The sequence below is a fragment of the Hymenobacter sp. UV11 genome, from assembly GCF_004684095.1.
Taxonomy (GTDB): Bacteria; Bacteroidota; Bacteroidia; order Cytophagales; family Hymenobacteraceae; genus Hymenobacter.
The window spans coordinates 491,710-512,628 of record NZ_SRII01000003.1 but is presented as its reverse complement, the minus strand read 5'-3'; the positions used below and the strand labels follow the sequence as shown (position 1 = coordinate 512,628).

Sequence of the window (20,919 nt, the reverse complement as noted above, 5' to 3'; positions counted from 1 at the left end):
GCCCCTACCGGCTATTTTGGCGGGTAGGGGCGTAATTTTAGGGTATGAAGATTATCAGCCTGCGCTTTGCCAACCTCAACTCGCTGCCGGGCCCCTACCTCATCCGGTTCGATGCGGCGCCGCTGGCCGACACGGGCTTGTTTGCCATCACGGGGCCCACGGGTGCGGGCAAAAGCACGTTGCTCGACGCCATCGCGGTGGGCCTCTACGGCCGGGTGCCGCGCCACGACCGCCAGGTGGGCGAGATGGTGAGCCGCCACGCGCCGGAGGCTTGGTCGGAAGTGGAATTTGAAGTGCACGAAACCAACGCCGACACCGGCCTCACGCAGCGCGTGCGCTACCGCTCGCGCTGGCAGGTGAAGCGCAAAACCCGCGGCGAGGACAAAGGCAGCCTGGGTCAGGATGCCATGTCGCTGGTGCTCAGCCCTTCGGGCGAAGCCGTGGTGAGCGGCAAGGAAGCCGTGCCGGCCAAGGTGGGCGAGCTGTCGGGGCTTGACTTTGGGCAGTTTGAGCAGGCCGTGCTGCTGAGCCAGGGCAAGTTTGCGCGCTTCCTGCACGCGCCGGAGCGCGAGCGCAGCGCCCTACTCGAAAAGATGACCAACGTGGGCATCTACTCGCAGCTGTCGGTGGCAGCATTTGAGAAAGCCAAGGAGGAGGAGCAAAAAACCAAGCTGCTCGAAGCTTCTCTGAACGCTACCCGCTTGCTGCCTGACGACGAGCGCCAGCGCCTCACCCAACTACTTGATATATTGGACTTGGAGGCGCAGGGAATATATGACCACCAGCAGGAGCTAAGCACCTGCCTGGCTTGGCGCACTATCCTCGACCAGCTCGACAGGCTGCTAACAGAAGCGGCGCAGCAAGCCATTCAGCTTCAAGCGGATGATAAGGCCTTGCAGCCCACTTTTGCGCGCCTCGCCGACCACGAGCGCGCCGCCGCCCCGGCTTTATCCAATGCCTTGGTGCTGCATGAGCAGGCCCAGCAGGAGTTGCGTCGCGACATGGAGGCGCTGGCGCAGCTTGAGCAACAACTCCCTACCCTACTCGCCGCCACTAACGAAGCCAGCGGGGCACACGCCACGGCCGCCACTCGCCAAGCTGCCGCGCAGCTGGAGGCCGAGCGCCTACGCCCCGTGTTACAAGTGGCGCTGGAACAGGATACGACTATCCGGGCAAACCAGGGTCAGCTAACTAAAAAATGTGCTGCCCACGACCGCGACCAATCTGCCCACAAGGCCGAGCAGGCCGCCTGGCACCACACCCAAGCCAGCGAACTGACCCGGCAGCAAGACAAGCAGACCGAGCTACGAGCGTGGCTGGCCGCTCACCACCACGAACGGGACTTGACGAGTGAACTAGCGGAAATAAATCGACAAATACTTGATTTAGAAACGGTAAATACCCAACTAGCCACCCTCGAAGCGCAGCAGAAAGCGCAGCTCAAGCTATTAGCCGATGCTACGGCCGAGCGGCAGCGGCATGAGTTGGCCGCCAGCGAGGCGCAGCAAAAGCAGCGCGTGCTGGTAGAGCAGGGTCGCCCTTGCCGCGAAGAAGTTACTACCCTGCTTCGCGGCACTGATGCGGCCGCGCTGGACCAGCACGCGGCTACCCTCACGGCCCACTTGGGCCTGTTGCAACGGCTGCTGCCCCAAGCGCAGGCTGCCCACGAACACACTGCCCGCGCTCATACGCTGACGCAAGAGCATACGCAGGCCACCCTCGGCTTGGCTACCGCCGAAACCGCGTTTGCGCACCTCGAACAGCGCCACACCGATGGCCAGCGCCTGCTTGAAAGCTATCAGCGCGAGTTGCGCACCCAGCAAGCCCTGGCTGACCTCAACAGCCACCGCCAGCATCTGCGGCCCGGCCAAGCCTGTGCGCTCTGCGGGGCGACCGAGCACGCGTTTACCGCCGACTTTGCGGCCGATGCCGACGAGCAGGAGCAGCGCGTAGAGGGGCAAAAAAATGCCGTAGCCCGCCTGCATGAAGAACTAACCAGCGCTGGCCAGGAGCTGGCCCGCCTACGCTACGCCCAGCAGCAGCGCCTGGCCCGCTACGACGAGGCCCTGGCCGCCGCTACCCTGGCGCGCACGCAGGCTACGGAGCTGGCCGCCACGCTTGTCCTACCCCTCCCCGACCCGGCCGACCCGGACGCCGTTAGCCAACTATTGGCCGAAACTACCGAGAAGCAAGCTGCCACCGATAAGGGTCGCCGACGCCTCACAACGCTTACCGAGGAACTGGCCCAGCTGAAGGCGGAGCACACGGCGGCCGGCGTGCGGCTGGCCCAGGCACAGGAAGAAGGCCAACGCGCCGGCACCCGCCACTTGCAGGCTAAGCAAACGCTTCAACCTATAGATGCCGAGCTCGTCGATATACGCGAGCAAGCCGCTAATTATCGAGCTGTTATTCAAAGCCTGTTAGCTCCGCACCAACTGCGCCTGCCAGCCACCTCGCAGGCGTATGGCGGGGTGCTTTCCACGTTGACTGACCGCGCTGAAAAGTATCAAATTCGTAGTCAGGCACTGGATAAGAGCCAAAGCGACTTGGACGCGCTGCAAAAAGCGCAGGCCGTGCGTGCTGATATGCTGGCTAAAAATGAAGCTAAATTGAAAGCCGACGCCGAGTCCCTGCACGACGAGCAACAAGCTATTGAGGCGCAGCGCACTACCCGCCGAATGAGCTATGACGGCCCCGACCCCGCCGCTGAGCAGGAGCGCCTGCACCAGACCACGCAGCAAGTAACCCAGGCCCTGCACCGTGCCGAAACATCTCTCCAGCAACAGCAGCTGCTACTAAAAGGCACGAGCGAAAAAATAGCGCAACGCAAGGAAGACCTGCAACGCCACCAGGCTGATTACCAGGTTCGCCAGGCAGAATTAGCTACTGCCCTTGCCGCTGCTGGCTTTACTACTACTGCCGAAGCGCAGGCGCTACTATTGCCCGAAACCGACGCCCGGCAGCTTGCCCAGCGCCGCCAGCGCCACCTCACCGACCAACAGGCCAGCCAGCAACTGCAAGTCAAGCTGGCCGCCGACTTGGCTCACCACCAGGAGGCCGCCCTCACCCCGATTTCGACTGCTGCCCTCACGGCCGAACTTGCGCAGCTTAATAATGAGAATGAAAAGCTTAACCAGCGCATTGGGGCCGCTGGCAGCCAGCTTACCCAAGACGATGAAGCCCGTCAGCAGCAGGCCGAAGGCTTACGCGAGTTGCAGCTGCGCCAGCAGGAGCAGCAGCGCTGGCAAGACCTGGCCGAGCAAATCGGCTCGGCGCGGGGCGACAAGTTCAGCCAGTTTGCCCAGGGCCTCACGCTCAGCCACCTAGCCCGCCTGGCCAACCTGCGCCTGCAGCAGCTCACCAACCGCTACACCATCCTCAAAACGCCCAACCGCAACCTGGAGCTGCAGATAATCGACCATGACCAAGCCGATACTGTGCGCCCGATGGCCTCGCTCTCGGGCGGCGAAAGCTTCCTCGTCAGCCTGGCGCTGGCGCTGGGCCTGAGCGAGCTGGCCGGCTACAAAGCCCGCATCGAGTCCTTGTTTATTGATGAAGGATTCGGCACGCTCGACCCCGACTCACTCAACACGGCCCTCGATGCGCTGGAGCGCCTGCAGCATTCGGGCAAGATGATTGGCATCATCTCGCACGTGGCCGACCTCAAGGAGCGCATCGGTACCCAGATTCGGGTGCAGCCCGGCGCCGGCGGCAACAGCACCGTGCGCGTAGTGGACGTGGTCGGCAACGAACTGGAATGCAACGTGTAGGGTAAGCTTTAGCTTGCCGCTGGTTGCTTATTTTTTGATTTCAAGTGATAAAACGGCAAGCTAAAGCTTACCCTACACTTCGCACTTCGGCCCAGGTCCAGTAGCTTTTCGGCTGAATGCCGACGTAGCTTTTGGTTAGAAAGGCCACTACTTCGGCTTCCACTACCCCCGGCGCCAGGCTGGAGGCGTAGATGGGCCGGCCGTCGGGGTCGGCGTAGCGTTCGGCTTTGGAGAGACGGCGGCCGGCCAGGCGCAGCAGCGGGCCAGTATCGGTGAGCGGGTCGGCGGCCCAGCGGTAATTACTCGTTTCCAGCTCGTTGAGGCGGTTGGCAAGCGCGGGCAGGGGTAGGCGCGGCAGCGTGGGCCGGCTGGCCAGGTCAATCCAAGTGGTGTATTTGCACTCCAGCTCGTAGCGCTGGCCGTCGTAGAGGCTCAGCACCCAGTCGAAGCCCGCCGTGGGGCCAAACAAGGCGTAGTACGGCACCGGCGCGGGCGTGCGAACGACCGCCAGGCCAATTTCGGGGTAGTCGGTGCGCTGCGTTAGAGGCCCTCGCAGAGCTGCTACAGCTAGCTTTACCCGCTCATATTCGGGCTGCCAGGCGGCGCGGCCGGCGGCTGGGTCCGTCAGGATTTCCGCGAAGCGCGGCAGAAACCAGGCAAATTTTTCGGCCGAAGCCTCGTCTTCGCGCCGCCGCCGGGCAGGCGCGCCGAAGGGCTCGTAGAAGCGGGCTTTTTCCTCCGCATTCAGCCAGCACACCAGTTGCAAGGCGTGGTCGGCGAGCGGGTGCTGCCAATCGATTTCGCGAAAGTCACCCAGCGTGGCCACCAGGCGCAGCAACTCTTCCTGGGCCAGCGCCAACGCCGGGTTCAGCAGCGCCCACACGCCCACAAAGCCGTCAATATCAAAGTGATTGGCCGTGACGGCCCGCGCTGCCAAGCCCGGCGTGGTGGGCGCATGCAGGGCCCGCAGGCACGAGCCAGCGCTGGTATCGTCGCGCAGGGCGAGGGGGGTAGCGGCCCCGCGCCAGTGCGCCAGCGTGAGGGCCGCGCCCAGCCCGGTGCTGTCCACCACTATCGTAGGCTGCTGCCGCAGCTGCCCAAACGGCACAAAATACCACGCCTCCCCTACCTGCTCCCTGCTCATACTGTAGTCATTCAAAAGTAAACGGATTACGGACGTTATGCGGTAGCTGGTTGTTAGCAAGACCTCGCATTTGCGCTGACAGCTACCCCTCACTTCGCACCCCGTCGATTGCGGATTTTCTCTACTTTGTTTTTGCTAATCCAGCCGAGGTAGCCTTGCAGGGCTTCGGCGGCGCGCAGGGCCTCCACGGTGGGGTACTGGCGCGCCAGCTCACGGTTGCTCAGAAAACGGTGGACGCTGCTGTGGCACGGCTGGCACAGCTCAACGATAGCGCCGTAGCGACCGCCCTCTTCGCGGGGCACCAGATGGTGGCGGGTAGTGTGCTGCACTGCGCGCTGGCACAGGCCACACTCGGTAGTAGTGGCCTGCTGGGCACGAGTAGCAGCTTCGGCGGCAGCCTGCTGGCGTTGTTGACGACGGCGCATAAGTTAGGACAAAACGAATGACTACTAAACCTATTTCTTAACTGCTGTAAATTATGAGGGTAAGTTTTTATTGCTAAAAGTTGCGCACTTAGACGCTGCATAGCTATCTTGACCCCCGTTTACCAACATTTAAGTATCAGCAAATCAACTTCATCATTTACTTTCTTTAAACTATAATTTTTTCACGATGGCCTTGTTTTTTACTCCGTTCTCTGCTCCATCCTGGCTGCGGCCGCTCGCTGGGGGTGCCTTGCTAGTTGCACTTTCGCTTGCGGCCCCCGCTGCCAAGGCCCAAACCTGGATGGTATCGACTACCCCCTACATTAAGCTGGGGGTGCTCGACAAGTATAACGCGCTGGGCGGCTATACAGCGGTATTTATTGTCACTAACGAACGTTCCGGGCAAGAGTTTATGCTCACCAAGCAAGTAGCCAAAGGGGAAAGTGGCCTCGACGTCTTGTTTCCGACCGAGCCCAGCGACCCCGATTATTTCAAAAATCTGCAAGGCCTGGCCGCGCAGCCCACGCCGGGCCGCTACACCTGGGAGTGCCGCGTAAATGGCAAGAAAGCCGTGAGCGGCCACTTTGCTTTCCCCGAGGTGGGCAACGACGTAACGGTAATCGGCAAGAAAGAATAAGGCGGCCTGGGCCCACTACCCCCGCACCACGCGCATAAAGGGCACATCGTCGGGCAGGGGGCCCAGCAGGTCGGCCAGGGCTTGCAAAAAGCGCCCGGCGGTATCGGGCCGGCCCGCGGGCGGGCCGGCCGCGTGGTGATGGTGGTGCTCGGCTCGCAGCTCGCCGAGCATAGTGGGCGTGCCGGCCTCATCGGGGCTGCGGCCCAGGGCAGCTTCGAGCAAAAAATAGCGTGGCACGGCATCGTCGGGCTCGGTATCGAGGTCATCGTCGTCCTCATCTTCGTCGGGAATGCGCGAGTGGTCGTTGGGGTCAACCTCCGCCTGCTCGTACACGATGGCCGCCAGATGGGCCTCGCCGGTGGCCTGCGGCGACGGCAGCTGAAGCAGGGCAGTAGCCCGGCCGGCCACCCGGTGCCAGCTCAGGTGCAGGCCGCGCGGCGGCACGCGCTCGCGGGGGGGTAGGCTTTCGGCGGCTTTGTCCCAGATGTACAGCAGCAGCTCGCGGGCCAGCAGGGGGTCGTTTAGCTCGCGGCGCACGGCGGCCGGGCGGCGCCATACCAGCTGGGGCAGCATGGTGTAAGCAAAATGATACGGGTGCGGGCGAGCCATGTTTTTTTAGTAACCAGTAACTACTGGCAGGTGATTACTTGTAGTCTGTGAGCAATAGGAACCGCAAATTATACCCGTTACGCGGTTAGGTGCACAAAAGAGCGTCCTTATCTCACACTGAATATTCGTCATTCATTACTGGTTGGTAATGCTGCCCTTATTGCCTGCCACAGCACCTCGGCGCTGCGGGCCCAGCTGTAGCGGGCGGCATTGGCCAGGCCAGCCGTGCGCAGTTGGTCGCGCAGGGCCGCGTCTTGCGCCAGTTGGCGCAGGCCATCGGCAATGGCAGCCGGCTGGTGTGGGTCGCAGAGCAGCGCGGCGGCTGGCCCCCCCGATACCTCGGGCAAGGACGACAGGCTGGACGTGAGCACCGGGCAGCCGCTGGCCTGGGCCTCGACTACGGGCAGGCCAAAGCCTTCGAAAAAAGGCACGTAGGCGGTGGCCAGCGCCGCCGCATAGAGGGCCGCCAGGTCGGCCTCGCTCACGCGGCCCGTAAACTGCACGGCGGCCTGCGTGGCGGGCGGCAGCTGCTGGTAGGCCTCGAAGATGGGGCCCGTCTGCCAGGCCTCGCGGCCCACCAGCAGCAGGCGCACCTCGGCCGCCCTACCCCCCCCCACGGCCCGGAACTGCCCGAAGGCCCGCAGCAGATTTGCCAGATTCTTGCGCGGCTGCAAGGCCCCCACAAACAAAAAATACGGCTGCCCCTGGCTAAAGCGGGCCCGCGTGGCGGCTTGCTGCTCCCTCGTTTGGGGCACAAAATGCGCGGCCGGAGCATTGGGCGCCACCCGAATGCGGGCGGGGGGTAGGCCATACTGCCGGGCCACATCCTGCCGCGTGGTGTCGGACACGGCCACCAGCTGCGTGGCGGCACGGGCCCAGCGCGGCGCAAACCAGGCGTAGTAGCGCCGCACCAAGCCGCTCACGTCCTGCGGGCGGTGCAGGTAGGCCAGGTCATGCACCACCAGCACCCGCGGCACCCGCGTATTCAGCACCGTGAAGCCTTCGGGCGAGAGCAGCACGGCGGGCCGGTGCCGCCGCAGCCACCGGGCTACCGCGCTTTCGTACCAGGCCACCAGCAGCAGCACGTGGCGGGCGGGCGGGGCCAGCACGTGCGGCACTACGTTGGGCGCCAGCAGGTAGCGCGGGTCGTATTCGCGGTCAAAGAGGAAGTGAAAAGTGCACTCCGGGTGCTGCCGCACCAGGCAGCTCAGCGTTTCGAAGGTGTAACGACCCAGCCCTTCGAGGTGGCCGCCGGGGAGTAAAAAGCGGGTCGTAACGGCGATATGCATCTTTTTGGGTTCCTAATTCTTTCAAGTTCCTGGTTTTTAGGTTCCTGGTTCCTAATTTGAAAGTTAGCTATCGCAAGCATATAGGTATTCGAAACCTAAAAACCAGGAACCCGAAGAAACTTGAGCTCGCGGCGCTGCACGAGGCCGGTGAGGGGTAGCAGCGCGGCAAAGAATAGACTCATCAGGCCGGTTTCGAGCCACCAGGCCAGGGTAAGGTACGTTTGGGCAAGGAACCAGCCGCCGCACAGCAGGCCAAACGCCAGGGCCAGCCGGGAAAGAATGTGCCAGGGCACGGCGATATCCATGCGCCGGGCCACCAACCACACGTAGCCCACCGACACCACCACGGCGCTCAGCAGCGTGTTGGCGGCGGCGGCCAGCGCCCCGTGGCGCGGCAGCAGCAGCAGGTTGAGGGCAATGTTGAGGAGAATGCTGAAGGTGACCAGCCAACTCACGGCCCGCTGGTGGCGGGTGCTGGTGAGCAACGTGCTGTAGATGGCGCAAAACGCGTGCACCAATACATTTAGAAATAACACCTTCAGGCAGAGCGTCATGCGCGTGAGGGCATGCGTATCGCTGTGGCTGAACTGCCAGAACAGCACTTCGCCCCGAAACAACACGAAGGCCACAACCAGCAGCAGCGGCACCGCCACAATGCGCTGCCCCAACCATAGCAGCTGGCGCAGCTCGCGCGGGCGGGCCGAGGCGTGGGCAAAGCGGGCAAAAAAGAGGGGTAGCACCGTCCAGGCGTACATCATGGCGGCGTCGAGCCAGCGGTAGGCGCCGGCGTAGTAGCCCGCCTGGGTAGGCGACGACAGGCGCTCAAGCAGCACCATATCGACCCGCTCGTTGATGCCGTAGAGCAGGGCAATGAGGGCAAACGGCAGGCTACCCCGCAGCAGCTTTCTGGCCGCCCGCCGGCGGGGCCAGCGGTGCGGCAGCCGCCCAAACAGCCGCCGCAACAGCCCAAAAAACAGGATGGCCGTGAACGCCGCCGCCGCTAGCCGCGCCCCCACGTAGCTGCTCAGCTCCAGCTGCCCGCTCAGCAGCAGCCCCATCACCAGCCCAAAAGCCAGCAGCTTTTCGAGCACCGAGAGCACGGCGTCGGTATTGAAGTGCTGGCGGGCCTGCACGGGGGCCCGCAAAAACTGCCCGTACTGCGTCAGCAGCAGCCCTACCCCCACCGCGGCCAGCAGCGTGAGCTGGCCGCCGCGGTAGCCCAGGCCCCAGCCCACCGCCAGCAGCAGCCCCAGCGCGCCCACCGTGAGTAGCCCGCGCATGGGCAGCAGCGTCGGAAACTCGCTGTCGGCAAAGCCAGGCTCGGCGGCCAGGCGCTGCACCGTGAACTGCGTGAGGCCGAGGTCGGCCAGGGTGGCCACCACAATGGTGAGGGCCGAGCAGGCCGCCACCAGGCCAAATGCGCTGTGGCCGATGCGGTCCTGCACGACGTTTTCGAGCAGCACCCAACCGGGCTTCACCAGCAGGTTGAGAACGACGGCCAGGCTGATATTACCGAGAAAGCGTTTGATGCGAAAAAAGGGGCGCGGCCCGTGGTCAATTGAAAACGCAAAGGTAAAGCCGGGCTGGGGCGGGCAGCGGTTTATCTTTGTCCGTTGCCGCGTTGGGCGAGCCCCGCAGCCGCCGCTCTTTTCCCAGTTTATGTCGCCCGATTCGTTACCACCCTTCTCCGCTGCTGGCCTACGGGCTGTTTTTCACCGTTGGAAATACCTGCTGGCTCTGGCTGTGGGCCTGGCCACCGTGGTGAGTGCGGCGGTGGCGTGGGCGCTACCCAATATTTATAGCTCCACCGCGGTATTTCTCCCCACCTCGCCCCAAAGCACTGACCCTGACCGCCTGGTGGAGGGCTCGAAGCTGGAAATAGGCGCCCGCTCCGAAGACCTGGACCGTGTGCTGACCATCGGCCAGTCGCTACCCCTGGCCGAGCTCATGATTAAGCGGTTCAACCTCTACCAGCACTACAATATGGGCCAGCCGGGCTCCGATGTGGTGGAAAACGCCGTGCTGGGCGAATTTAATAGTAACCTGAGTATTGTGCACAACGAGCGCGATGCCATCGAGCTCACGTTTCAGGACTACGATAAGAAGCTGGCGGCGGCCGTGGCCAATGCCATGGTGGCGGCCATTGACTCAGTAAACCAGCAGCTTACCCTCGAAAACCGCCGCAACGTGCTGGAGCTGTACCGGCAGCGCTCGGCGCAGCTGGGCCGCAGCTACGAGCGCACCCGGCAGCGGCTGCTGGGCGCCCGCCGCCGCTACGGCGTGTTTGGGCTGGAGCAGCAGGGCCGCTACCTGGCCAAAGAAGTGATTGAGACGGAAAAAGAGCTGCGCGTGGCCGAGGGCGGCGGCGGCGGCAGCGTATCGGGCCTGCGCCGGGCGCTCAATGGCCTGATTCGCGCCGACGGCGGCAACGCCATTAACCTCGAAGGCTGGACCCAGGGCACCGACTCGGTAAACCTGCTAAATAGCCGACTAACTGATATTCAGACGCGCTACGTGGCCTCACAGGGCGCCTACGAACAGGCCGAAACCTCGCTCACCAGCCGCGTGTCGTCGCTCTACCAGGTGCAGAAAGCCTATCCCGCCACCCGCAAGAGCAAACCATTTCGCACGGTTATCGTGCTGGGCTCGGTGCTGCTGACGCTGGCGCTGTCGGTCTTTTTCATTCTGCTGCTAGAGCTGTACCGCCGGCCCTCTGCAATCATCAATTAGCAATGCAGGACTTACCCAAAACCGTTCGTCCTAGAAATTGATAAATGATGATTGTTAACTGATACTTGATAATTGAAAAAGCTGCTGCGCCTGCGCCCTACCGATACCAGCCAATGGCTGTTTGTCGGCTTTGTGGGCCTGTTGGTGGCGGGTGGGGCGCTGGCGGTCCTGCGGCAACAGCCCATGCTGGTGCTGCCGGCGCTGGCGGTGTTGGGCCTGGGGCTGCTGCTCACGCGCTGGCAGTGGCTGTACTACCTCTTGTTTCTGACGCTGCCGTTTTCGCACGAGGTGGCATTGCCCGGCAGCTTGAGCATGGACGTGCCCTCCGAGCCCCTGATGGTGCTGCTGCTGGGCTGCGTGCCGCTGGCGCTGCTGCTGGGCCCCGGCAGCCTGGGGCAGCTTACGCGCCGCGAGTGGCGGCACCCGCTGCTGGTGCTGCCGGTGCTGCTGCTGGCGTGGTCGGTGTTAGATATCTGCTTCTCTACTAATCAGCTACGGTCTTTCAAGTACGTGCTGGCCAAGTGCTGGTACCTGGTGCCTTTTCTACTGGGCAGCCTGCTGCTGCTGCGCCGGCCCGCCGATTTTTGGCGGCTGGCAGCCTGCTACGTGTTGGCGGCAGTAGCATCGCTGGCCTGGGTGCTGCCGCGGCACGCCAGCACCGGCTTCAGCTTTGCGCTCACCAACTGGGCCATTCAGCCGTTTTACCGCAACCACGTTATTTATGCCACGGTGCTGGCCTTACTGCTGCCGCTGGCCTGGGGGCTGGCGGGGCAGGCCCCTACCCCCCTGCGGCGGCGCTGGTGGCTAGCGGCGGGCGGGGTGCTGCTAGTGGGGTTGGTTGTGTCATACACCCGCGCCTCTTGGCTGTCGCTGCCAGTGGCGGGCCTTTTCTATTGGGTGCTGCGGCTGCGCCTCACGCGGGTAGTGCTGCTGAGCCTAGCGCTGGGGGTAGCGGGCAGTGTGACGTATTTTGTGAGCGGCGATAATTTCATGCGCTTTGCGCCTGATTACGAGAAGACTATCTGGCACGGCAACAACCTGGCGGCCCACCTCGAATCGACCTACACGCTCCAGGATGTGTCGGGCATGGAGCGGGTGTACCGCTGGGTGGCCGCCGCCCGCATGGTTGCCGACAAGCCCCTGGTGGGCAGCGGCCCGGCCACGTTTTACCCCGAGTACAAGCGCTACACGGTGTCAGGCTTTCGCACCTACGTCAGCCACAACTTCGAGCAGTCCACGGCCCACAATTACTTTTTGCTGACGCTGGCCGAGCAAGGTATTCCGGGCTTTGCGCTATTTTGCGCGCTGGTGGCCACGGCGCTGCTCACGGCCGAGCGCCTCTACCACGCCAGCGCGCAGCGGCCCGAGGTGCGCCGGATAGTGCTGGCCGTGAGCCTGTCGCTGGTTATTATTCTCTCCCATCTCTTTCTCAACGAGCTGGTGGAAGTCGACAAAATCGGCTCCGTCTTCTTCGTGGCGCTGGCCGTGCTTATCCGCAGCGAAAAGTGGCTAACCGAGGAGGATAACTAAAGACCGTCGGGCTTAGCTGGCGTCCGCTTGTTGAAGCACGACGGTCTTTTTTATCCTTACTCATAACCCTACCCCCTATTTCACTCTCAGGCTTAGCATGGTTACGTCGTCGTCGAAGCGGTCGCCGTTGCTGTTGAACTCGCAGATGCAGCGCAGCAATTCCTGGTGCAGGCCGGGCAGGGGCAGGTAGCGGTTGCGGGTGAGGGCGCGCAGCACACCGGCTTCGCCAAACTCTTCCTGCTGATTATTAAATACTTCCGTGAGGCCATCGGTGTAGGCAAACAGCAGGGAGCGCGGCGGCATCACCGTTAGCCCGACCTTGAGCATGGGCAGCTCGTCCATGATACCCAGCATGATGGTGCCGTCGTGCAACAGTTCGGGTGGGCCGGTATCAGGCAGCAGCAGCGGGTCGTTGTGGCCAGCATTTACGTATTCGAGCACCCGCGTACGGCGGTCGTAAATGGCCAGGAAAGCCGTGATAAACTTCTCGCCGCCCGAATTGCGAAACAGCAGGTAATTGAGCTCGCGCACGGTGGTGGCCAGGTTGATACCCTGGCGCAGCAGCGTGCGCAGCCCGGCCTGGAAGTTGGACATCAGCAGGGAGGCGGGCACGCCCTTGCCGCTCACATCGGCCACGCACACCAGCAGGCGGTGGGCATCAATCTCGACTACGTCGTAGTAGTCGCCGCCTACTTCCGTGTGCGGCTGGTAAGTGGCGTGCAGGGCGTAGTGCGCATTATTAGGCAGGTGCTGCGGAAACAGCAGCTGCTGCACCTGCTGGGCAATCTCAATTTCGCGGCGCACGGCGGCTTCGGCTACCAGCAGGGCCTCGCGCTGGCGGGCCAGGCGCAGGTTGGCCACGGCCCCAAGCAGGATGTTGCTCAGCGTTTCCAGAAACGCAAGGGCCTCGCTGCTAGCGTAGTCGCCGTGCACCGTGCCCACAAATACGAGGGCCTGCACGATGTCGCGGCGGCGCACCGGCACCAGCAATTCGAAGTTTTGCCAGGTTGGCCCTAGCCCCAGGTTTTTGACCGGGCAGGGCACATCAATGCACCACTTTGCTACCTCGGCGGGTAAAAGGTGCGAGTTGGGGGGTAGGGCGGTCCCGAAATTAATCTTCAGCTTAAAAACGCCCTCTTCCAGCACGTACAGCGCCAGCCGCCGCACCCCTAGTTGCCCAATCAGCGTGAACTGGTAAATCTTATATAAATCAGCCTCCACCGAGTCGTGGGTCATAGCTTGCGTAATCTCCAGCAGCGCCCCTAGCTCCCGCTCCTTTAGGAAAAGGCGTTTTTCGAGGCCCGCAATTTCAGCGGTTTGGGGCATAAAGGCAGAATGAATGAGTACTAACTCGGTAGCAAAGGAGGCCGCCAGGCGTACAGCGACAGCTACAATAATACGGCCGGAAGCCCAACTTGCCTCCCACTATTTCAGGTCAGCTGCGTTTTAGGGTCGAAGGCATCGCGCAGGGCATTGCCTAGCACGTTAAAGCTCAGCACTAACAAGCTGATGGCTAGCCCAGGTAACGCAGTTAGCCACAGGCCCGCCTCGGTGCCGAGCAGGTCGTAGCCCTCCTTCACCATGAGGCCCCAGCTGGGGGCCGGCGGCTGCACGCCCAGGCCCAGAAAGCTCAGGCCCGCCTCAAGCAGAATAGCGGCGGCAAAGTTGCTGGTAGCCAGCACAATGAGCGGCCCGCGCAGGTTGGGCAGCAAGTGCACGAAGATGAGCCGCCAGGTGGGCAGCCCCAGCACCCGGCCGGCCTCGATAAACGTGGCCGAGCGCAGCCCCAGCACCTGCCCACGCACCACCCGCGCCACATCGACCCACATGGTCAGGCCCACAGCTACAAAGCTGACCCATACGCCTTTACTATCCAAAGCTAAGGAAATACCAATGACCAGCATAATGCCGGGAATGCTCCATACCACCGTCATCAGGCCCAGCAGCACACTGTCTATCCATCCGCCGAAGTAGCCGGCCGTAGCCCCTACCCCCACCCCCAGCGCCAACGAGATGAGCACCGCCACCAGCCCAATGCCCAGCGAGATGCGCGTGCCCAGCAGCAGCCGGCTCAGCTCGTCGCGCCCGGCCTTGTCGGTGCCCAGCCAGTAGCGGCGGGTTATTCGTTGTTGGTTGTCGGTTTTTTGTTGTTCGTTGGGAAGGGCTACCGCATCTTTTAGCTGGGGCGGGCGGCCATATAGCCACACCTCCAGGGCATTACCGGGGGGTAGGGCGTTGGGGTCGGGCCGCTGGTAGATGGTGGCCACGAAGCCGGGCGGCTGCTTTTGCAGCTGCACCAGGCCGTTGTTGGCATCGGGCGAGTTGTCGGGCAGCACCCAGTAGCCGAGCAGCGCCACCAGCGCGCACAGGCCGATAAACACCAGCCCGGCCACCGCCGGGCGGTTGGCCCACAGGCGCTGGCGCACGTAGTAGCCGGGCGTGCGCACCGGGGGCGGCACCACCACCGCCGAGTCGAGGCCGGCGGGGAGCACGTCGGGGGCCAGGGGCACGGCGGCCACGGCTAGCGGGTGTTGTGCTGCAGCAGGCCCTCTTTCGAGGCCAGGTAGCTGGCATCCTGGCCCAGCGCGCCGAAGGAGGTGGGCTCGTAGGCCAGCTCGGTGTCGGGGTCGGGCCAGTAGTAGCGCACCAGGCCGCGCTCCAGCAGGTGGCCGAGCACCGGGAGGAGCTCGGCGGCGGGCCGGCCGGTTTTTTCGAGCAGCACCCGAAATGGCGTTACGAAATATAGCTCGTCGAGCAGGTCAAATTCAGCGTCCGTCATGGGGAGCAAAAGTAAGGTAGAACAGCGTGGCACTCCGTTCGTCGTTGCGCAAGATGTGGGGGGTAGTGGTTGTGGAACGGAGCATCATTTCGTTATCTGTTGCGAATTGCGTGACCGGAAACGGAGTACCACTCCGTTTTACAGCTTGCGCAGGCGCAAGTAGTCGAGCATGGCTTGATTCACGGCGCCGTTCATGTTGGTGTTGGCCGGCTCGTAGGCCAGGGTGAGGGTCGTCGTGCCTTTGGGCAACTGCACCCGCACGGCGTTGGTGAAGCCCCAGTTCGACCACTCGTCCACACCGCGCTGGGGCAGCACGATGGTGCCGAGCTGGGCCGGGCCGTTGCGCAGCGTGCGGATGGCGCACTTGTTATTGGTGTTGATGGGGCCGTTGCCGTTGGCGTAGCGGAAATCCACGGCGTACATACCGTCCTCGGCCACCGTCACCGGAATGCGGAGCACGGTGTTTTTAGCAGTGCTTGTTTCTACGAAGCCCTTGCCGCTAAAGCCTTTGTAGGCGTAGGCGGCGGCGGGGGCCACGGTTTCGAGCTGAACCTCGGTGGCGGCAGTGGTCACGGGCAGCGGCTCGCTGGCAAAGGACTCCAAGCCTTTGTTATCGATGGCCACAACCTGGTACTCGGCGTAGGCGGGGGCGCCGGCGGGCACGGCGTAGGTGAGCGCGCCGCTGGCATTTACGGGCTGGCCATTCAGCAGCACGCGGTAGGTTTGGGCGTCTTTGATGGCGGGCCAGCTGAGGTGGCCGTTGGCGAGGGTCACCTGCGGCGTTTCGGGCGAGTAGGCATTGGCGACGCGGTTGGTTTTGGCCGCGGCCGGGGCCTGGCTGCTGAGCACGATGCGCACCTGGTGGCGGCCGGTGAGGGTGGCCGGCACGGCCGCGCCGGCTAGCTCCTTGCCATCAAGCGTAATGGTTTTTATCGCGTTGCCAAAGCCTTGCAGGTCAATGTCCAGCACCGCTTTTCGGTAGGTGAAATTGGTGAGCGAGCGGCTGCCCTGGAAGGCCTGCGGCACGAAGGGCTGAAAGACGAGCCGGTCGGCCTCGTAGTGCATCCCGAACAGGATTTTGTACACTAAACCCAGGCTACCCGACAGGCTCCAGAGCATGTTGCTGGAGTTAATCTGGGTGCCGGCAAAGTCGCCGTTTTCGGCCACGAAGTTCTCTTTATTCGTCAAAAACAACGCCGCCGGGCGGTAGATGGCGGCGATGCTTTCCGTGAGCGAGGCCTCGTTGCCGGCCTTGGCGGCGGCCAGCGCCCAGAAGGTCTGCACGAAGGGCCACACCGCGTCATTATGGTAAGGCGGAATGCCCGGAATCTGGGGGTAAATACACGAAATGCCGAAGGGCACGGTGGGCGTGCTGGCCACCACTTGCGCAGCCCTACCCCCCTCCGCCACGCCGAAGTACACGCTCAGGGCCTCGCCCAGCGCCTCGGCCCGCGGCGAGAGCACCGGAAACAGCCGGCCGTAGCGGTACTGCGCGTAGTAGCCGGCCTTTTCCTGCCACAGGTGCTGGTTGATGGCGGCTTTCATCTTGGCCGCCACCTGCTCGTGCTGCGCGGCTACATCGGCGTGGCCGAGCTGCCGGGCCATGAGGGCCAGCACGGTATTGGCCTGAAAATGAACGGCGTTGGTACCCAGGTTTTCACTCTCGTAGATGTCGGCCGGCTGCATCCAGCGGGGGTAGGTCTGCTCGCGCCAGTCGAGAAACGACGACTCGCCGCGCGCTAAGCCGGTGGCGGGGTCGTACACGTTCTGCGCGTCGTCGGCCAGCGATTTCTGGATAATCGGGTACACCTTCTTGAGCCACGCATCGTCGCCGGTCACCTTGTAGATTTCCCAGGCGGCCACGGCCCAGATAACCCGGTCGGTGGAGCAGGGGTAGGCGCCGCCGGTGCCCGTATCCTGGATGATGCGGCCCTCGGGGCTCACCTTGCGCAGCAGGCTTTTCATGGCTGAGCGCGGCTGCAACGTGGCCTGGGCCAGGATGATAGAGTAGCTGATGTCGCGTGTCCAGACGCCCGCCCACTCCTTGCCGGTGCGGAAGGTGCTGTCGGGCTCCACGGCGCGGCGGGCCTCTTCGAGGGCCAGGTTGTAGAGCGCGTCGGCCAGCGGATAGTCCGACTTATACTGCGGAAAGTCGTCGGTTTTGAGGGTTTTTTGCCACTGCTGGGCGGTGGTTTTGGTATCGGCCGGCGCGTTGAGCATCAGCGTCACCTCGTAGATGCCGTCGCCGTCGGGGTCGTGCATTTCCAGCTCGGGCTTGTTCACGAGGTTGTCGAAATCCCAGCTCAGCGGGGCCTGCTCACCGGCCACGAACACCTTCTTAAAGTCTTGCTTATAAAGCTTTTCGCCCTTATAAGTAGTGTAGAAGCCCTGCTTTTTGAAAGCCTCCAGCACGGGCCGCAGGTCCAGCCGGATTTTGAGGGGCGTATTGGGCGCCAGGTATACGCCGCTGGGCACGGGTCGCGGGTCCACGGAGCGCTGGCCGAAGACGATGACGGGCGTTTCGAGCGTGGTGCCGGCGGCGGGGGGTAGGGCCAGGTACGTGTTATCCTGGCCGGGCGCCAGCTCGTTATCCTTGCCGTTGAGGCTGAATTTGAAGGCGATAAGCGGGCTTTGCGTCTCGTTGGCCGGGCTGCGGTAGTTCGACGTGAGGGCAGTGGGCGAAGTGGCGCGGGCGTGGTTGGCACCCTGCGTCACGCTGTCGCGGTACAGCGTGTAAGCGTCGGAGTGCCACAGGGCGCCGGCTGGGGTGGCACCAGCGGTTTCGCCCGCGCCGGGCTTCGACTGACAGCTGGCCAGCAGCAGGCCGCTGGCAAGTAGCACGGCGACGACCTCGTAGTAACTCATTATGAGAAGATTATAGTCTTTTACGCTCCTATCCTGGCTTGGCCTCAGCGGTGGGTAGTAGCGCGAACTACAAAGTTCGCGCTACTGCTCAATCTACTCCGCCATCCCCACCGCCGCTAATGCGCGCCAGAAGCTGGGGTAGGACTTGCGCACCACCAGCGGGTCGTGCACGGCCAGCGGGCCGCGCATGGCCAGCGGCGCGAAGGCCATCGCCATGCGGTGGTCGTCGTAGGTATCAACTACTTGTCCGTCAACTTTGAAACCAGCCGACTGCACTTCAAATACGCCGGGCTCTACCTCGGGCATATCGGCCCCGAACTTGCGCAGCTCGGTCTGGATAGCCGCGATGCGGTCGGTTTCCTTGATACGTAGGCTGTGCAGGCCCGTGAGGCGTAGGGGGCGGCCCAGGGCGGCGGCTACTACGGCCACGGTTTGGGCCAGGTCGGGGCAGTCGGTAAAGTTGATGGTGGGCGCGTGGGCAGGCACCGGGTTGGGGGGCACCTGCGTGAGGCGCGCCCCGCTGCCATCGGCCAAAAACTCGGTGGCTACCCCCAGCGGCCGCATAATAATCTGGATAACGTGGTCGCCCTGCCACGATTTTTCGCGCAGGCCGGGCAGCACCAGGCTGGAGCCCGCCGGGGCCAGTGCCAGCAGCGCGTACCAGTAGCTGGCCGCCGACCAGTCGCTTTCCACCTGGTAGTCGGCCGGGCGGTAGCCGCCGGCTTGCACCTCAATCTCGTCGCGGCCCACCTCGGTAGCCGTGGCTCCGAAGTGCCGCATCAGCTTGAGGGTCATTTTAATATACGGCCGCGAACCAACTTCGCCGGTAAGACGCAGGCGCAAGCCGCCGGGCAGCATGGGCGCCACCATCAGTAGCGCCGAAATGTACTGGCTGCTGATATCGCCGCGCACGGCCAGCTCGGCGGTAGCGCCCGCCGCCCTACCCCCCCCAGTGAAGCGCAAGGGCGGGTAGCCTTCCTTTTCAACGTACTCAATAGCAGCCCCGAGCGCACGCAGCGCATCGACCAAAATGCCGATGGGCCGCTGCTTCATGCGGGCCGCGCCGGTGAGGGTGCCGCGCCAGCCGGTTACGGCCAGGTAGGCGGTCATGAAGCGCATGACGGTGCCGGCGTCTTGGGCGTCGAGCAGGTCGGTGCCGGCGGCTTGGCCTAGCAGGCGCTGCATCAGCACGGTGTCGTTGGCTTCGGAGAGGTTGGTGAGGGTGCCGCCGCCGGCCAGGCGCTGGAGCAGCAGGGCACGGTTGGCTTCGCTTTTGGAGGCTGGCAGGTGGGCCGTGCCGCCCAGTGGGCCGCCCGGCCAGCGCAGTTGTTGAGTTGTCATATAAAACAGTGTAGGGTAAGCTTTAGCTCGCCTTCTTAACGTGATGAGCGGAAAGCTAAAGCCGGTCCTTCAATACTAATGAATTCTTATTAAACCACTTGCGGCAAGCCAAAGCTTACCCTACGCGGCATATGCCCGCAGGGCGTCGCTGATTTCGGCTATCGTCACGGCTTGGTCAAAAATGCCGTGCCCGATGCCCTGTAGCAACGTGCACTTGATGCTGTCGCCCCGGTTTTTCTTGTCGTGCAGCGCGTAGGCGGCGATTTCGGCAATCTCATTTTCGGCGAAGCGTAGCGGCTCGAATGACGCATTTACTACCCCCCGCACCTGGGCCAGCTCGTCGGCCGTGAGCAGGCCGCGCTCGGCCGAGAGCCAGCTTTCGGCCACCAGGCCCGCCGCCACGGCTTCGCCGTGGCGCACGACGCGGCCGGGCTGGGCCAGCAGGTAGCTTTCGAGGGCGTGGCCGATGGTGTGGCCAAAGTTGAGCAGCTTACGCGGGCCGCTTTCGTGCGGGTCCTGGGCCACGATAGCTTCCTTGATGGCGACTGAGTGGCGGATAATGGGCGTCCAATCAGACACATCCGACACGCGCAGTCCGCGCAGCTCGGCGAAGGCGGCCGTATCAGCAATGAGCGCGTGCTTGATAACCTCGGCGTAGCCCGAGCGCAGCTCGCCGGCCGGCAGCGTGGCCAGAAAAGCGGGGTCCATGAACACCGCCTCCGGCTCCTGAAACACGCCGATATGGTTTTTAAAGCCCTGAAAATCAACCCCCGTCTTACCCCCTACCGCGGCATCGACCTGGGCCAGCAGCGTGGTGGGCACGCCCACGCAGCGCAGGCCACGCTTGTAGGTAGCGGCGCAAAAACCGCCGAGGTCCGTCACTACCCCCCCGCCCAGGCACACGAGCAGGGCGTGGCGGTCGGCGTGGTGCACGGTGAGCCAGGCCCAGACATCGGTGCAGGTAGCCAGCGTTTTGTGCTCCTCGCCGGCCGCGATGGTCAGCAACTCGTGCGGCGGTAGTTGGGCGCGCAGGGGGGGGTAGCAGTCGCGCGCCGTGTTGGTATCGGCCAGTACGAAGAGGCGGCTGGGCGGGGCCTCGCGCAGGAGCTCGGCCAGGGCGGGGAGGGCGGCGGGGCCAATGATGGGCGGAGTATTCAAAGCAAAAACGTCGCGGGTGAGCTAAACAGTAAGCAGGTGCAAATAAACGGCGGGCCGGCCTAAGCATTTTTGCCGGCCCGCCGTGCAACGATTTCTGGCTGGCGGCGCTCTACATAGGTATCCCACGCTTTCCTTGCATTCTCCCAGTTTCTTATGAACAAACTTTTGCGCTGCGCTGCCTTGCTGGCGGCGTCGCAGCTGGCCGCTAGCTGCCAGCACGACGCCGACATTCGACCCAGCAACTACGACGAGCTGGCGCTGAGCACCGGCCACTGGGAGTGGGACCGCTCGACGTTGAACTGGGCCGGCAACCGCAGCCCCGCCACCGAGGGCTACACCCGCCAGCTGGTATTTGGGTCAGGTGAGCAGCTATTGTTGCGCCGCAGTGGGCAGGGCGACTACCGCACCAGCTACCAGCTTTCCATGGGGCCGCTGCCGCGTTGTGGCTATAAACAGGCTAGTTTTCCTATTATCACGTATTCGACCAATGAGGAAAAGCTGCCGAACAACGAGCGCAAGACTTACGCCGTCAGTCAGCAAAATGGCCAGCAGGTACTCAGCATCACAGGCGAAGATGCCTGCGTCGATGGCGGGGCCTACGAAACGTATCATTGGGTTGCCGAGTGATTTTCCCTACCCCCC

The 20,919-nt window shown here is 63.4% G+C and carries 16 protein-coding genes; 5 read left to right on the top strand and 11 right to left on the bottom strand.

Annotated elements, in window-relative coordinates; all coding sequences use genetic code 11:
• Positions 1–44: 44 nt before the first annotated feature.
• Entirely contained in the window at positions 45–3,770 is a 3,726-nt protein-coding gene (locus E4631_RS07120) for an AAA family ATPase (RefSeq protein WP_133658725.1), read from the top strand.
• 67 nt (positions 3,771–3,837) lie between these two features.
• Here E4631_RS07120 and E4631_RS07115 read toward each other — a convergent pair whose 3' ends face one another.
• Positions 3,838–4,929, bottom strand: coding sequence for a DUF6687 family protein (locus E4631_RS07115; protein WP_240734719.1), 1,092 nt, complete (start codon positions 4,927–4,929; stop codon positions 3,838–3,840).
• Positions 4,930–5,003: 74 nt separating this feature from the next.
• Positions 5,004–5,339: an HNH endonuclease gene (locus E4631_RS07110; RefSeq protein WP_240734717.1), complete on the bottom strand. Its 336-nt coding sequence runs from the start codon at positions 5,337–5,339 to the stop codon at positions 5,004–5,006.
• Positions 5,340–5,589: 250 nt separating this feature from the next.
• Here E4631_RS07110 and E4631_RS07105 point away from each other — a divergent pair, with 250 nt between their 5' ends.
• Entirely contained in the window at positions 5,590–5,976 is a 387-nt protein-coding gene (locus E4631_RS07105; protein WP_133658726.1) for a hypothetical protein, read from the top strand.
• Positions 5,977–5,991: 15 nt separating this feature from the next.
• Here E4631_RS07105 and E4631_RS07100 read toward each other — a convergent pair whose 3' ends face one another.
• The 3 genes from E4631_RS07100 to E4631_RS07090 all read right to left on the bottom strand — a co-directional run bounded on the left by E4631_RS07100 (position 5,992) and on the right by E4631_RS07090 (position 9,352).
• Positions 5,992–6,585 (bottom strand): hypothetical protein, encoded by a 594-nt coding sequence (locus E4631_RS07100; RefSeq protein WP_133658727.1) that lies wholly within the window; start codon positions 6,583–6,585, stop codon positions 5,992–5,994.
• A gap of 128 nt (positions 6,586–6,713) precedes the next feature.
• Positions 6,714–7,874 carry a glycosyltransferase family 1 protein gene (locus E4631_RS07095; protein ID WP_133658728.1) on the bottom strand — a complete coding sequence of 387 codons (1,161 nt, stop codon included), beginning with the start codon at positions 7,872–7,874 and terminating at the stop codon, positions 6,714–6,716.
• Positions 7,875–7,969: 95 nt separating this feature from the next.
• The gene (locus tag E4631_RS07090; protein WP_133658729.1) at positions 7,970–9,352 is read right to left on the bottom strand and encodes a lipopolysaccharide biosynthesis protein; all 1,383 of its coding nucleotides are present in this window, start codon (positions 9,350–9,352) and stop codon (positions 7,970–7,972) included.
• 181 nt (positions 9,353–9,533) lie between these two features.
• Here E4631_RS07090 and E4631_RS07085 point away from each other — a divergent pair, with 181 nt between their 5' ends.
• Entirely contained in the window at positions 9,534–10,604 is a 1,071-nt protein-coding gene (locus E4631_RS07085) for a hypothetical protein (protein ID WP_166648172.1), read from the top strand.
• 72 nt (positions 10,605–10,676) lie between these two features.
• On the top strand, positions 10,677–12,134 hold the full coding sequence (locus E4631_RS07080) for an O-antigen ligase (RefSeq protein ID WP_133658731.1): 1,458 nt from the start codon (positions 10,677–10,679) through the stop codon (positions 12,132–12,134).
• 75 nt (positions 12,135–12,209) lie between these two features.
• Here E4631_RS07080 and E4631_RS07075 read toward each other — a convergent pair whose 3' ends face one another.
• The 6 genes from E4631_RS07075 to aroB all read right to left on the bottom strand — a co-directional run bounded on the left by E4631_RS07075 (position 12,210) and on the right by aroB (position 20,277).
• Positions 12,210–13,460, bottom strand: a complete 1,251-nt coding sequence (locus E4631_RS07075) for a PP2C family protein-serine/threonine phosphatase (RefSeq protein ID WP_133658732.1) — start codon at positions 13,458–13,460, stop codon at positions 12,210–12,212.
• Between the two features lie 104 nt (positions 13,461–13,564).
• Positions 13,565–14,653, bottom strand: coding sequence for an ABC transporter permease (locus E4631_RS07070; protein ID WP_240734715.1), 1,089 nt, complete (start codon positions 14,651–14,653; stop codon positions 13,565–13,567).
• A 2-nt stretch (positions 14,654–14,655) separates the two neighbouring features.
• Positions 14,656–14,913 carry a hypothetical protein gene (locus tag E4631_RS07065; RefSeq protein ID WP_068335980.1) on the bottom strand — a complete coding sequence of 86 codons (258 nt, stop codon included), beginning with the start codon at positions 14,911–14,913 and terminating at the stop codon, positions 14,656–14,658.
• Between the two features lie 138 nt (positions 14,914–15,051).
• The gene (locus tag E4631_RS07060) at positions 15,052–17,778 is read right to left on the bottom strand and encodes a trehalase family glycosidase (protein ID WP_133658733.1); all 2,727 of its coding nucleotides are present in this window, start codon (positions 17,776–17,778) and stop codon (positions 15,052–15,054) included.
• Between the two features lie 93 nt (positions 17,779–17,871).
• On the bottom strand, positions 17,872–19,119 hold the full coding sequence (locus tag E4631_RS07055) for a 3-phosphoshikimate 1-carboxyvinyltransferase (protein ID WP_133658734.1): 1,248 nt from the start codon (positions 19,117–19,119) through the stop codon (positions 17,872–17,874).
• A 120-nt stretch (positions 19,120–19,239) separates the two neighbouring features.
• The gene (gene aroB, locus E4631_RS07050; RefSeq protein ID WP_133658735.1) at positions 19,240–20,277 is read right to left on the bottom strand and encodes a 3-dehydroquinate synthase; all 1,038 of its coding nucleotides are present in this window, start codon (positions 20,275–20,277) and stop codon (positions 19,240–19,242) included.
• A gap of 153 nt (positions 20,278–20,430) precedes the next feature.
• Between aroB and E4631_RS07045 the strand changes: the two genes are divergently transcribed.
• Entirely contained in the window at positions 20,431–20,904 is a 474-nt protein-coding gene (locus E4631_RS07045) for a hypothetical protein (protein WP_133658736.1), read from the top strand.
• Positions 20,905–20,919: the final 15 nt, after the last annotated feature.